Annotated in this window: 10 protein-coding genes; 4 read left to right on the forward strand and 6 right to left on the reverse strand. The window is 68.1% G+C overall.

Features of this window, described 5'->3' with window-relative positions:
- Positions 1-38: 38 nt before the first annotated feature.
- Both ACHMXB_RS04265 and ACHMXB_RS04270 read right to left on the reverse strand, forming a co-directional pair.
- Positions 39-1025 carry a M56 family metallopeptidase gene (locus ACHMXB_RS04265; protein WP_395403038.1) on the reverse strand — a complete coding sequence of 329 codons (987 nt, stop codon included), beginning with the start codon at positions 1023-1025 and terminating at the stop codon, positions 39-41.
- Between the two features lie 6 nt (positions 1026-1031).
- Positions 1032-1418 (reverse strand): BlaI/MecI/CopY family transcriptional regulator, encoded by a 387-nt coding sequence (locus ACHMXB_RS04270; protein ID WP_395403040.1) that lies wholly within the window; start codon positions 1416-1418, stop codon positions 1032-1034.
- A 271-nt stretch (positions 1419-1689) separates the two neighbouring features.
- Between ACHMXB_RS04270 and ACHMXB_RS04275 the strand changes: the two genes are divergently transcribed.
- Genes ACHMXB_RS04275 through cydD form a run of 3 tightly spaced genes read left to right on the forward strand, consistent with a single transcriptional unit; the run spans position 1690 to position 7903 of the window.
- Positions 1690-3291, forward strand: coding sequence for a cytochrome ubiquinol oxidase subunit I (locus ACHMXB_RS04275; RefSeq protein ID WP_395403042.1), 1602 nt, complete (start codon positions 1690-1692; stop codon positions 3289-3291).
- A 17-nt stretch (positions 3292-3308) separates the two neighbouring features.
- Positions 3309-4358 carry a cytochrome d ubiquinol oxidase subunit II gene (cydB, locus tag ACHMXB_RS04280; RefSeq protein WP_395403044.1) on the forward strand — a complete coding sequence of 350 codons (1050 nt, stop codon included), beginning with the start codon at positions 3309-3311 and terminating at the stop codon, positions 4356-4358.
- Between the two features lie 5 nt (positions 4359-4363).
- A complete protein-coding gene (cydD, locus tag ACHMXB_RS04285; RefSeq protein WP_395403046.1) occupies positions 4364-7903 on the forward strand; it encodes a thiol reductant ABC exporter subunit CydD in 3540 nt (1179 codons plus the stop codon).
- Here the strand turns inward: cydD and ACHMXB_RS04290 are convergent.
- The gene (locus ACHMXB_RS04290) at positions 7886-8629 is read right to left on the reverse strand and encodes an MBL fold metallo-hydrolase (RefSeq protein ID WP_395403048.1); all 744 of its coding nucleotides are present in this window, start codon (positions 8627-8629) and stop codon (positions 7886-7888) included. The genes cydD and ACHMXB_RS04290 overlap by 18 nt on opposite strands.
- Positions 8630-8642: 13 nt before the next feature.
- Positions 8643-8873, reverse strand: coding sequence for a zinc-ribbon domain-containing protein (locus tag ACHMXB_RS04295; RefSeq protein ID WP_395403050.1), 231 nt, complete (start codon positions 8871-8873; stop codon positions 8643-8645).
- A 143-nt stretch (positions 8874-9016) separates the two neighbouring features.
- On the opposite strand from ACHMXB_RS04295, the gene ACHMXB_RS04300 reads away from it, so the two are divergent.
- Entirely contained in the window at positions 9017-10099 is a 1083-nt protein-coding gene (locus ACHMXB_RS04300; RefSeq protein ID WP_395403052.1) for a GNAT family N-acetyltransferase, read from the forward strand.
- A gap of 19 nt (positions 10100-10118) precedes the next feature.
- Here ACHMXB_RS04300 and ACHMXB_RS04305 read toward each other — a convergent pair whose 3' ends face one another.
- Both ACHMXB_RS04305 and ACHMXB_RS04310 read right to left on the reverse strand, forming a co-directional pair.
- A complete protein-coding gene (locus ACHMXB_RS04305) occupies positions 10119-10637 on the reverse strand; it encodes a DinB family protein (RefSeq protein WP_395403054.1) in 519 nt (172 codons plus the stop codon).
- Positions 10638-10646: 9 nt separating this feature from the next.
- Positions 10647-13163, reverse strand: coding sequence for a DNA topoisomerase (ATP-hydrolyzing) subunit A (locus tag ACHMXB_RS04310; protein WP_395403056.1), 2517 nt, complete (start codon positions 13161-13163; stop codon positions 10647-10649).
- Positions 13164-13170 lie beyond the last annotated feature (7 nt).

Consider the following 13170-nt stretch of genomic DNA (forward strand, 5'->3'; position numbering starts at 1 on the left):
TCAGCCGGCAGGCCGGCTCAATCAGCCGGCAGGCCGGCTCAGCCCAGCAGGCCGGGAACGATCAGCAGGGCGGTTGGCATCGCCAGCAGCAGCGCGCACACGGCAAGAACGGCTGCGCGGAGGCCTCCGGCGAGCGGCGGTTGCGGCGAGAGAAGGCGGCTGACGCGTGACGCCGTCGTACTTGCCGGCCCGGCGCCGCCGGCACCGTCCGGCAGCTGCAGGCTTGCCCCCGCAAGCCCGGCCGGTTCGACGACGGCGGCCCCCTGGGGTGCCGCCGAACCGCTGGCGACGATGGCTATCGCTTTGATCAGCGTCACCTTGCTCTCCGTCTTGAGGGCAACGTCGTCCGCCAGCATTTCGATCAGGGAGTTCACGGCTTCCTGCGCGAGCCGTGTGGTGGGCAGCCACGGCAGCGCCTGGCGCCATGCGGCGAAGGCCCACAGCAGCAGGTGGTGGCGCTGGGTCAGGTGCGCGTTTTCGTGAATCAGGACGGCACGCAGCTCCGCCGGTTCAAGGGCCGCCATGAGCCCATCGGAGAGCACCGTGACGGAGCGGGCGCCGCCCGGCAGGCAGTACGCCACCGGGGAATCGTGGTTGATGACCACCGTGCCGGGCCCGTCGTCGGAGGGCGATGCCAGGAGGGCCAGCAGCTCGCGGTGGCGCCTGCGCTGGCGCTCAATCTTGTAATAGGTCAGCAGCAGCGTGAAGACGAGGTGCGCTGTCAGCAGCGCAGCCGCGGAAAGCGCGAAGAGATGCCAGAATCCCAGCGCGGTGGTGGGCGCTGCAAACAGCACCATGCCTGCCAGCGCGCGGAGGCCGGCAAGGAGGTTGTCGCCGACAGGTTCGAGGCCGTACACCAGCATGGCGCCGATCATGGACAGCCCGCCGGCGAGGCCGATGGCCTGCCACAGCACCATGGCCGTAAAAGGGTCGCGCGCCGGCCAGTGGGCGCGCGAAAGAAGGATAGGTACCGGCCAGGCCAGTACTATCGCCAGGACCGCCAGGAAATATGAGGTCCAGAACATCAGGTGTTAGCTGTGGCCAAGCAGTTTGCGCAGCGTCTCGGCTTCACTTTCCGTCACGGATCCGATGAACCGGGCCAGCACAGCCTCGCGGTCCGGGGCGGATCCCAGCACTTCGTGCATGAGTTCGGCGGTGTGGTCCTCGCGGCTGGATACAGCCTGGTAGCGGTGCGGCCGGGTGCCGCGTTCGCGTTCCACGAGGCCCTTCTTTTCGAGACGCGAGAGGACCGTCAGAACGGTGGTTACCGCCAGGTCCTTGCCCTCGTGCCCTGCTGCTCCGCCATGCGCTGCCGTGCTCTGCGCAAGCAGGTCCCGCAGCCTGTTGGCGGTGGCTGCTTCGTGGCCCGCCCAGAGCAGGTCCATGACTGCGCGTTCGAGTTCCCCAAGACTTGCCATCTGTACATCCTTTTGACAACGCACTGCCGGGGCCGGTTGCCCGGCCCGTGCCGTGATTCCAATACTGCAACTTCAAATCTATCGCGTTTGGCCGTTCGTTTCTACATGAGGTAGAACGTTCGGCGCGTCGCGGGTGATTGCGTTCCTCCTATGTGCATGCAACCGTGTTTACAGTGTTCGCCCTGTGTTCTACACTCTGTAGAAGTAGAAGTTCTACGTTGCGTAGAAAACAACGCTGGAGAGCTAGACCCAACCGTAAGTAGGGACCGCCTTGGACGCCTTGGAAATCGCACGCTGGCAATTCGGAATCACCACCGTCTACCACTTCATGATGGTGCCGCTGACAATCGGGCTGGGCCTGGTCGTGGCAGTGATGCAGACCGTCTGGCACCGCACGGGGAACCCGGCCTATCTGCGGATGACCAAGTTCTGGGGAAAGCTCTTCCTCATCAACTTCATCATGGGTGTGGCCACCGGCATCGTCCAGGAGTTCCAGTTCGGCATGGCCTGGAGCGAGTACAGCCGGTTCGTGGGCGATGTCTTCGGCGCTCCGCTGGCCCTCGAGGCACTCCTCGCCTTCTTCGTCGAGTCAACGTTCCTGGGCCTGTGGATCTTCGGCTGGAAACAGCTCAAGCAGGGCGTCCACCTCGCGTGCCTCTGGATCGCCGTGGTGGGCTCGTTTTTCTCCGCTTACTTCATCATCGTGGCCAACAGCTGGATGCAGCACCCCGTGGGCGTCACGATGATTGACGGCCGCCCGGTCATGACTGACGCCTGGGCCGTCTTCACCAACAACACCGCCCTGGTGGCCGTGCCCCACACCCTCTTTGGCACGCTTGCTGTGGCCGGCGGATTCCTGCTGGGCATCGCCTGGTACCACCTTTGGCGCCGGCGCCGCGACGGCATCGACACCGTCGGGGCTGACGGCAAGGTCATCGCGGGGGAGGCCGCGATCCCGGGCCGCGACCGCACCGACTACACGGTGTGGATCAAGTCGCTGCGGATCGGCGCCGTCGTCGCCATGATCTCCTTTGCCGGAACCGCCCTCACCGGAGACCTGCAGGGCAAGCTGATGTTCGAGCAGCAGCCCATGAAGATGGCCGCCGCCGAAGCCGCCTGCCACGACGGCACGGGGTTCTCCGTCCTGAGCGTCGGAAACGTCGGCTCCCGCAACTGCGACGACATCGTGGCGCTGATCGAGGTGCCGGGCATCCTCTCCTACCTCGCCAAGGGCGACTTCACCACGGAGGTCAAGGGCGTCAACAGCCTGCTCGACCAGTACAAGGCGGACTACGGCACACACCTTCCGGACAACCCCATCTACGGTGACCGCGCCGGCCAGGAGATCGAGTACGTGCCGGTCATGGAGGTCACCTACTGGGGCTTCCGGGCCATGATCGGGTTCGGCGGCCTGGCCGCCCTCGCCGCCCTGGTGGCACTCTGGCTGACCCGCAAGGGGACCGTTCCCGAGTCGCGCTGGCTGATGCGGCTGGCCGTGTTCGGCATCCTGGCCCCCTTCGGTGCCAACGCCGCGGGCTGGATTTTCACGGAAATGGGCCGCCAGCCGTTCGTGGTGGCCCCCAACCCCGACCTCAACGGCATCGACCAGGTGTTCATGTTCACCGCCGCGGCCGTTTCGCCAGGGGTTTCCGCCGGCGAAATCCTGACGTCCCTCATTGTCCTCACCCTGATCTACGCGGTGCTCCTCGTGGTGGAGGTGAAGCTCCTCGTGAAGTACGTCCGGGGCGGCGTGGCCTCGGCAATGCCCGAACTGGTCCACGCGCCGGTGGACGAGAACGAGGACGCCACGCCCCGCGACGGCGGACCGGACAAGCCCGGAACCTCCGACGACGTCCTGGCCTTCGCCTACTAAGACCGAGGAAACAAAGCATGGAACTGCTGCCAACCATCTGGTTCATTGCCATCGCCGTCCTGTGGACCGGCTACCTCTTCCTGGAGGGATTCGACCTGGGCGTCGGGATGTTGATGAAGATCTTTGCCCGCAACAACACCGAACGCCGCGTGCTCCTCAACACCATCGGGCCGGTCTGGGACGGAAATGAGGTCTGGCTCCTCACCGCCGCCGGTGCCACCTTCGCGGCCTTCCCGTTCTGGTACGCCTCCCTGTTCTCCGCCCTGTATCTGCCGCTGCTGCTGGTCCTGGTGTCCCTGATCTTCCGGGCCGTCGCGTTCGAGTACCGCGGCAAGGTGGACACCGACCGCTGGCGTAACACCTGGGACTGGGCGATCGCGGTCGGGTCCTTCCTGGCCGCCTTCGGCGTGGGTGCCGCGCTGGGTCTGACCACCACTGGACTACCGCTGGACGCCAACGGCGACCGCGACGGCGGGCCGTTTGCCTGGTTCAGCTGGTACGCAGTGCTGGGCGGCCTGGCGGTAGTTTGCTTCGCCGTGCTGCACGCCCTGGCGTTCCTGGCACTGAAGACCGACGGCGACGTCCGGCACCGCGCGCGGCAGTGGTTTGTGCGGCTGCTTCCCGTCCTGCTCCTTCCGATGGCGGGCTGGGCCATCGGCGTGCAGGTCCTCAGCGGTGAAGCCTGGACGCTGGTTGTCCTCGCGGTGGCCGTGGTTGCCGCGGCTGTGGCCTGGGACCATGCCCGGAAGGGAAACGAAGGCCGGGCCTTCCTGGCAACAGGTGTGTTTCTGCTGGGCGGCTCCGCCTCCATCTTCGGGGCTGTGTTCCCGGTGGTCCTGCCGTCCACCATCGACCCCGCGTTCAACCTCACCATCGCCAACGCCTCGTCCTCGGACTACACCCTCGGTCTGATGAGCATCGTGGCGTGCGTCGGGCTGCCGCTGGTGATCGCCTACCAGGCGTGGACGTACTGGGTGTTCCGCCGCCGCGTCAGCGCCGCCCACATCCCGGAGGCGCACAGCTTCCTGCCCGCGGTCGCCGCCAAAGCACTCATCAGGAAAGACTGACCGCAGTGAAACCCCAGTTCCCGTCCGGACCCTCCACCCGCCGAGCCCTCTACGGGCTGGGCCTGCTGGCTGCCCTGAAGGCTCTGTCCCTGGTGCTCCTGGGCCAGGCCGTCGCCTCTGTTCTGGCCGGCCTCATGACACAGGACGCCGCGTGGGGTGACCAGCTGGGCTGGGGTGCGGCCGGCGTGGTGCTGCGGTCCATGACGGTCTGGGCGCAGGGTGTCGCCGCAAGGCGCGCCGCCCTGGGCGTCAAGGAGGAGCTGCGCGCGGAACTCCTGGAGACGGCACTGCGCAACGGCGTCCGGTCCGCTGGGCCTTCCGACGGCGGCCTGGCGGTGCTTGCGACGCGTGGCCTGGATGCGCTGGACAGCTATTACACGCAGTACCTCCCGGCGCTGGTGAACTGCGCGGCCATACCGCTGCTGCTCGGCGCCCGGATCCTTTTCGCCGACTGGGTCAGCGCGGTGGTGATCGTCCTGACGGTGCCACTGGTCCCCGTGTTCATGGTGCTGATCGGCCGCTACACCGAGGACAAGGTGCGGGATGCGCAGGCCGCCCTATCCCGGCTCTCCGGGCACATGCTCGAACTCGCCAAGGGACTGCCGGTGCTGGTGGGACTCGGCCGCGCCGCCGCCCAGCGCCGCGCCCTGGAGGACATCTCCGAGGACTACCGCTCGCGGACCATGGGGACCCTGCGCACGGCGTTCCTCTCCGCCCTCGCCCTGGAACTGATCGCCACGATCTCCGTTGCCGTGGTGGCGGTGTTCATCGGCGTCCGGCTCGTCCACGGAGACATGGCGCTGGAGGCCGGGCTGCTTGCCCTCATCCTCGCCCCCGACTGCTACCTCCCGCTCCGCGAGCTGGGGACCGCACACCACGCGAGCGACGACGGCCGGGCCGCCCTTGCCGAAACTACGGACGTGCTGGAAGCACCGGAGCCCCGGCGGCTCGTGCCTGGTCCGGCCCCGGCAGGGCCGGCCGGCTTGGAGGCGGCAGGTGCGGAGCCCGCGGATGTGGCGGGCCCGGGCAGCCTGACAGTACGGGACCTCACGGTCAGCTATCCGGGACGGCAAGGTCCCGCCGTCGGGCCCCTTAGCTTTACGGCGCCGGCCGGACTGGTCACCGCGCTGGATGGCCCCAGCGGGGCGGGCAAGAGCACGGTGCTGGGCGTTCTCGCGGGCGCGGTCGGAACCGGGGGCGGCACCGCTGTCTCCGGCAATGTTGAAGGATTCGCGGCGGGTGATGTGGCCTGGGTGCCGCAGCACCCGGTGATGGTGGCAGACACGGTGCGCGCGGAAGTCCTGCTGTACCTGACGGCCGGGACTGTCACAGCGGGCACCGCGGTAACCGATGCGGCCGCCGCCGACGAAGCACATACCGGGGGAGTGCTGCGCTGCCTGGCGGCCGTCGGCGCGGACCACCTCGCGGACAAGCATCCAGCCGAACTGAGCCCGGGCGAGCTGCGCCGCGTGGCCCTGGCCCGCGGCCTGGCCCGCATCGGGGCGGGCGCAACGGTGTTGCTTCTGGATGAGCCGACGGCCCACCTCGACCGCGATTCAGCCAACCGTGTCCACGACGCGATCCGCTCGCTGCGCGGCCGGGCCACCGTCATCCTGGTGGCCCATGACCGCCAGACAAGGGAACTCGCAGACCATATCGTGCCGCTGTCCGGCCGGGAAGCGGCGGCACCTGCTGCGCCCGCTGCTGAGATCACGGCCACTGACCATGCATCGGCCAGCGTCGGCGTAGCCTCCTCTGTGGAGGCCGGAACTACGACGCCCGGCGTCCCGGCGGCCGTCGCGCAACCCGGCTCCGGCCAGGTGGCCGGCATGCTCGCCCGGCTGCTCGCGCCCGTTCGCGGACGGTTCGCTGCCTCCGGGTTCGTCGGCGCCCTGGCTGCCTTGTTCGCCGTCGCGCTGTCGGGGCTGTCCGGCTGGCTCATCCTGCGCGCCAGTGAGCAGCCGCCCATCATGTACCTCCTGACGGCCATCGTCGGAGTCCGGTTCTTCGGGATCGGCCGCGCCGTTCTGCGCTACTGCGAGCGGCTCCTCCTGCACGAAGCCGTGTTTGCCTCCCTGACGAAGCTCCGTGGCGGACTCTGGGAGTCCCTCAGCCAGCGGGCATTGTCCCTGCGCCGGCTGCTGCAGGGCGGCAATGTGCTGGGCGCCGTCATCGAGGACGTCGACACCGTCCGGGACCTGCTCCCGCGGGTGGTGCTGCCGCCGGTTACCGCAGTGGCGGTGGCCGCAGCTGCCGCCGGTACGGTGGGCTGGCTGCTTCCTGCGGCCCTGCCCGCGGCGCTCGCCGCCGCCCTGGTAAGCCTCGTGGCCGCCCCCGCCGCGGCACTGCTCGCCGACCGGATGTCGGCCCAGGCCGAACAACGGCTGCGCTCCGGGGTCCTGCGGCGGGTCGCCGCGGCACTCGACGCCAGGGCAGAACTGCACGCGAACGGCGCGAAGCGGCCGGTTCTGGACGGCATCCGTGCACTGGACCGGGACGCTACCGGCGCCGCACGGCGTTCGGCCTGGGCTGAAGGCCTCGGCCAGGCACTGACCGTGGCCGCGTGCGGCGCGGGCGCGCTCTACAGCGCCGTGCTGGCGGCTCCCCAGGTGCTGGCCGGTTCCCTTCCGGCGACCACCGTCGGCGTCGTCGTCCTTCTGCAGTTGGCGCTCGCCGAACCCTTCGGGGCCATGACGACGGCGGTGCGGCAGTTTCCGGCGCTGCGTACGGTCCTGCGCCGCATCGGTGAATCGGGCGTCCTGCAGCCGGGAGAACCTGGCGCTCGCAAGGACACCGCTGATGACAACAACACCGCTGATGGCAACACCACCGGGCAGCCTTCCCGGCCCGGCTCCCGGGAATTTGGGCAGCCGGGAGTTGAACTGGACGGATTGTCGGCGGCATGGCCCGGGGGCGGTGCTGTCTTCAGCGGCCTGTCCGCCGTGGCCGAGCCCGGCCGCTGGCTGGCGGTGACCGGCCCGTCCGGCGCCGGCAAGTCCACACTGCTGGCAGTCATGCTGGGCTTTCTCCCCGCCCGGGCAGGCCGCATCGCGGTGACGGGTACGGCGGCGTGGTGCCCGCAGGAGGCGCACCTCTTCGATTCCACGGTCCGCGGGAACCTGCTGCTCGGCAGCCCTCGGCAGGAGCCCGGCGAGGGGCCTGCGACGGAGACGGAACAGGCGATGCGCGAAGCGCTCGCCGCGGTTGGACTTGCGCCCCTGATGGTGCGGCTGGAAGACGGATTGGATACCCGCATCGGCCCGGGCGGAGCGTTTCTGAGCGGTGGTGAGCGGCAGCGGCTGGCAGTCGCCCGCACCCTCATGACGCAGGCGGATGTGATCCTCCTGGACGAGCCCACAGCACACCTCGACGCCGAATCCGGCCGGGCGCTCATGGCGGACCTGCGAGCAGGCCTGGCCTCGCGCACGGTGGTGCTGGTGACTCACAACCCGTCGGACATCAGCCCCGATGATGCCCGCCTGGAGCTGCAGGCGGATCGCGGCCTTCCCGCTTTCGGGGCGATGGCGTCAAGCCGGTCCGTTTGACCGTGCGATTGCAACTGCTTCCTCGATTCCCGCAGTCCAGGGCTCGCCGTGTCCCGGCAGCACAAGGGAAGCGCCGGTCTGCGCGAGCTGGCTGAGGGTTTCCAAGTTCTGGGCGCTGTTGGCGGTGGCAGCCCCGGCCACGATGCGCGGGCCTCTCCGCCCTGTGTAGGGGTCGAGGGTCACCAGGGCATCACCGCTGAAGAGGACGTCGCGCTCCCGCAGGAACAGGCCGCAGTGCCCGTTGGTGTGGCCTGGGGAGAAAATCACCTCAGGGGCACCCGGAACGGTAAGGGTACCGTTGCCGGGCATGGTGGTCAGGTTCTCGACACCGTGCACACGCAACGCGCCTGCCCTGACCATGCTGAAAAGGACCGGCATGCCCGCCGGGTGCGTGAGCGAAAAGATAAAACGCGATTTCTCGTGCTTGTACTGGTAGGGATGCCGTGCGATGTATGAATCCCCTGCGTGCACCCACACCGGAACCTGATACTCGGCATGGAGGCGGCTGGCCAGTCCGAGGTGGTCGAAGTGGGCGTGGGTCAGCACCAGCGCTTTGATGTCGCCGAGGTTATGCCCCACGGACTGCACTGAGCTCCGGAGGGTGTCCCACATGGCCGGCAAACCCGAGTCCACCACCGTGAGTCCGTCCTCGCCCTCAACGAGGTAAAAGTTGACGAATGCCTCCGAGATGCGGTGCACGCCGGCCGCCACGGTTGTCAGTGCCATTCTGAATTCCTCCTTAGCCCACCAGCGCCTGCTTTTGGCGGCCGTTGACCACCGACGTAGCGCCGCAGTTCGAGCACGTGATCCGGTAGGAGCGGGACGTCGTGAAAACCGGGATGAAGAACAGCGTGAACTTCGTGGCGCGCTCCTCCATGTGATGGTGGGCGAACACGCCGCAGTACCGGCAGGAGGCCGTCCGGCCGGGGAGCAACTTCTGGACTGTCTTGAACCCGAAGAGTAGAAGCATGCTGTGCCTTTCAAGGAACGCCGGGGTAATTGTCCAAGCCTGATGATGGCACCAGCCTAAGGCTTCCCACGCCGCCGCGTCAGGAGATCCAGGCAGCATCAGAAATGATGGCGCGGCCTCTTCCCGGCGGTTAGCCTGTTCCCATGACGCAAGGGGACGCCTCTGACCTGACCGCGGACGACGCAGTTGCACTGCCCGCCGTCGACTTTCCGGGACTGCACTGGCGCAGCGCCGGCCCCGCGGATCTGGACGCGTGGGCTGCGCTGATCGCCCGCACCGCGGCCGTCGAGCAACCGGTGTGGTTTGAAAGGCGGGCGGACCTGGAACAGATCATGGAGTCCAAAAACAACCCGGTGGGGCCGAATACTGTACTTGGCCAGGACTCCGACGGCGTCTTCCGGGCCTACGCCCGCCTCACCAAGAACAAGGACGGGGCCAAGGCGCACGGATTCTGTGCCGTTGACCCGCAGTGGCAGCGCCGCGGTGTGGGCTCAGCCCTCCTGGCCTGGCTGGAGGCCCGGACCAGGCAGCGGTTCGCGGAAGATGCCGGTGCGGTCCAGGACAATGCAGGACCAGACGGTGCAGGGCCGGACGGCGGAGTTCCAGACACTGCCGGGCCAGCGCCACGGTTGCGGCTTTTCATCGAGCAGAAGCAGCAGCACCAATGCGTCCTCCTGGAGGAATCCGGGTATGAGGTGGTCCGCTACTACAACGAGATGCACCGCCTGCTGTCGGCACCGCTGCCCGAGGCACCCCTGGACCACGGCCTGGAACTGGTGACCATGGAACCCGGGCTGAACGAAGCCCTGCGTTTGGCGCACAACCAGGTCTTCGCCGATCACTGGGGCAGCGAACCACGGGACGAGGAGTCATGGGGCTTCGTGGTCAACGACCCCCTGGCCCGGCCCGACCTCAGTGCCGTCGTGCTGGAGAGCCGCACGGGTGAGATCGCCGGCTACCAGCTGGCCAGCTATGACCCGGACAACACGGTGGCGCGCGGGTTCAGCGAGGGCTATACGGACCTGCTCGGTGTCCGCCGGGAGTTCCGCGGGCGCGGCATCGCCCAGGCGCTTCTGGCCGACGCCATGCGGCGTTTTGCCGCCGCAGGCCTGGACAAGGCGTCGCTGGACGTGGACTCCGAGAACCCCACCGGGGCCATGGCGCTGTACCGCAAGATGGGCTACGTCCCGGTCAATACGAGCCTCGCGTGGGACAAGGTCCTGTAGCTCTGACGCAAACCGCCGGTCAGCCGTCCACGTCCGCCAGGTGATGGACGACATCGTGCAGGAAATACTGCGCGAGCGTCAGGACGGTGAACTCCGAGCCGTTGCTGCGCAGCCCCGTCCGGTCCCACTGCGACTCCTGCACCCTGGCGAAGGAAGCCGCCACCTGCTGGCCCTCTGTGGTGAGCTCGGCGCTGACCACGGCCGGGTCTGCATTGGCGTAGTCGCTCTCCACCGCCGTCTGGTCCTGGTCCCAGTTCTCAAACTGGGCGTTGTCCTCGGTGAGCATCAGGTTGAGGCGGCGGTCGAAGAGGTTGAACACATCCCTGACGTGGCAGGCGTACTCCAGCGCGGACCAGGTGCTGCTGTCCGGGCGCTCGCTGGCGTCCGGCCGCCGGAGCACGGACCGCCAGCGCGGCAGCATGTTTTCGACGCTGCCGGGAACTGTCGACGGCGTAACGGTGGACGCATCGAAGCCGCACTGGCTGCAGGGGCGGGACAGGACCCAGGTCCAGTCCTTTTCATCCGGGACGATAGGCATGGCAGTAGTCTAGGCGGATTCCTGCCAGGCCATGCTCGGGCCGATTACATCCACCGCCTGCGAGAGCGGGATGCCCGAACCGTCGCGCCGGCCGTGTTCCTGGGGCAGGGAGCGGGCGACCCCTGCCGAGGACGACGCCTTCGCCGGGCCGTGGCCGGCCCACGCCAGCAGCAGCGTGTCCTCACCCTTCAGGAACCTGTGTGCCCGGACCCCGGCGGTGGCGCGGCCCTTGGCCGGATATTCGTCAAAGGCCGTCACCTTGGCAGCCCCAGGGGCGGTGCCCGGCAGGGCACCTTCCGTGCCGGAAATGGTGACGACGACGGCGGCCTCGTCGCCGGGCGCCACTGCACCGAAGAACACCACCTGGTCGCCGGCGGCCAGCTTGATGCCCGCCATGCCCCCAGCCGTCCTGCCCTGCGGGCGGACCACCGCGGCGCTGAACCGCAGCAGCTGTGCCTGCCGCGTCAGGAACACCAGGTCGTCGTCGTCGGAGCCCGCGGGCGCCACTCCCACCACGGTATCCTTGTCCTTCAGCGTGATCACTTCCCAGTCCTCGCGGTTCAGGGGGTAATCCGGCTGCACGCGCTTCACGACGCCCTGCGCCGTGCCGATCGCCAGCACAACATCAAGCGGGGCGAACGCCACGAGGGTCTCGCCCTTCAGCAGGGTGATGAAGTCCTTGGCCGGAACGCCGCCGGCGAGGTTCGGCAGGCCGGAGACCGGCGGCAGGACGGGCATGTCCATCACCTGGATCCGCAGCATGCGACCCTGGGACGTGATGGCGGCGATCTCGCCCCGGGCGGAGGTCTTGACCACAGAGCGGAACACGTCGTGCTTGGAGCGGGGCCCGGTCTCGGCCAGGCTGTCCTGGTTGGCGGTCCGGGCAATCTGCCCGGAGGCCGTGAGGATCGCCCAGCATGGGTCGTCCGCGATCTCAAGGGCCAGGGGAGCGGGCTTGCCCTTGGCCCCTGCCTTTCCCTCGACGGCGGCGGCGCTGGCCACAGTCGGGGACACGGCCTCGGATTCGAGGAGCACCGTCCGTCGCGGGGTGCCGTACTTCTCCGCGATCTCCGCGAGTTCGCCGGACACCAGTTCCCGCAGCAGCTGATCGGATTCGAGGATGGCCTCCAGTTCGGCGATCTCCCTGCGAAGCTGGTCCTGTTCCTTTTCGAGCTCGATCCGGCTGTACTTGGTCAGCTGGCGGAGGCGGAGCTCGAGGATGTAGTTCGCCTGGATTTCGGAGAGGTCGTAGATGGACATCAGCCGTTCGCGCGCCGCGGAGGCCTCGTCCGAGGACCGGATGATCTGGATGACCTCGTCGATGTCCACGATGGCGATGAGGAGGCCTTCCACCAGGTGGAGGCGGTCCTTCTTCTTGCCGAGCCGGAACACCGTGCGGCGGCGCACCACCGAGATGCGGTGGTCCACATAGACGGTGAGCAGCTGGAGCAGTCCCAGCGTCTGCGGCTGCCCGTCCACCAGGGTGACGTTGTTGATGCCGAAGGAATCCTCCATCGGCGAGTAGCGGTAGAGCTGCTGGAGCACGGCGTTGGGGTTGAAACCGTTCTTCAGCTCGATGACCAGCCGCAGGCCGTGCTTGCGGTCGGTCAGGTCCACGACGTCGCTGATGCCCGCCAGCTTCTTGCTGTTGACCGCGTCCTTGATCTTCTCGATCACCTTTTCCGGGCCCACCATGTACGGCAGTTCGGTGACCACGAGGCCGGTCCGGCGGGCGGAGAGCTGCTCCACCTCCACCTTGGCGCGGGTCTTGAAGGAACCGCGGCCCGTGGCGTAGGCGTCCCGGATTCCGTCCAGGCCCACGATACGGCCGCCGGTGGGCAGGTCGGGGCCGGGGACGAAGCGCATGATGTCTTCCAGCGTGGCGTCCGGGTTGGCGATGAGGTGCCGGGCGGCGGAGATGACTTCCACGAGGTTGTGCGGGGCCATGTTCGTGGCCATGCCGACGGCGATGCCGGTGGTGCCGTTCACCAGCAGGTTGGGGAACGCGGCGGGCAGGACCTCCGGCTGGGTGAGCTGGTTGTCGTAGTTGGGGACGAAGTCCACGACGTCCTCGTCGAGATGGTCCGTCATGGTGAGTGCTGCCGCCGCCAGGCGGGCCTCGGTGTACCGCGGTGCCGCCGGGCCGTCGTCGAGCGAGCCGAAGTTTCCATGGCCGTCGATCAGGGGCAGCCGGAGCGAGAAGTCCTGGGCCATGCGAACCATGGCGTCATAGATGGCGGTGTCGCCGTGCGGGTGGAGCTTGCCCATAACCTCGCCCACAACGCGGGCGCTCTTGACGTGGCCCCGGTCCGGGCGGAGGCCCATGTCGCTCATCATGTAGAGGATGCGCCGCTGGACGGGCTTGAGGCCGTCGCGGGCGTCGGGCAGGGCCCGGGAGTAGATGACCGAGTACGCGTACTCCAGGAAGGAGCCTTCCATCTCGGAAGTCACGTCGATATCAACGATGTTTTCGGTGTAGTCCTGGACTGTTTCCCCTGCGGGGGGGCGTGTTTGGCGGCGTGCCATGGGGCTG

Origin of the sequence: Arthrobacter sp. UC242_113, assembly GCF_044054585.1 — a bacterium.
Classification (GTDB): domain Bacteria; phylum Actinomycetota; class Actinomycetes; order Actinomycetales; family Micrococcaceae; genus Arthrobacter.

Coding starts and splice junctions, on each gene's coding strand:
- ACHMXB_RS04300 (WP_395403052.1), top strand. CDS start 9,017: ATGACGCAAGGGGACGCCTCTGACCTGACCGCGGACGACGCAGTTGCA.
- cydB (WP_395403044.1), top strand. CDS start 3,309: ATGGAACTGCTGCCAACCATCTGGTTCATTGCCATCGCCGTCCTGTGG.
- ACHMXB_RS04265 (WP_395403038.1), bottom strand. CDS start 1,025: ATGTTCTGGACCTCATATTTCCTGGCGGTCCTGGCGATAGTACTGGCC.
- ACHMXB_RS04290 (WP_395403048.1), bottom strand. CDS start 8,629: ATGGCACTGACAACCGTGGCGGCCGGCGTGCACCGCATCTCGGAGGCA.
- ACHMXB_RS04310 (WP_395403056.1), bottom strand. CDS start 13,163: ATGGCACGCCGCCAAACACGCCCCCCCGCAGGGGAAACAGTCCAGGAC.
- ACHMXB_RS04295 (WP_395403050.1), bottom strand. CDS start 8,873: ATGCTTCTACTCTTCGGGTTCAAGACAGTCCAGAAGTTGCTCCCCGGC.
- ACHMXB_RS04270 (WP_395403040.1), bottom strand. CDS start 1,418: ATGGCAAGTCTTGGGGAACTCGAACGCGCAGTCATGGACCTGCTCTGG.
- ACHMXB_RS04305 (WP_395403054.1), bottom strand. CDS start 10,637: ATGCCTATCGTCCCGGATGAAAAGGACTGGACCTGGGTCCTGTCCCGC.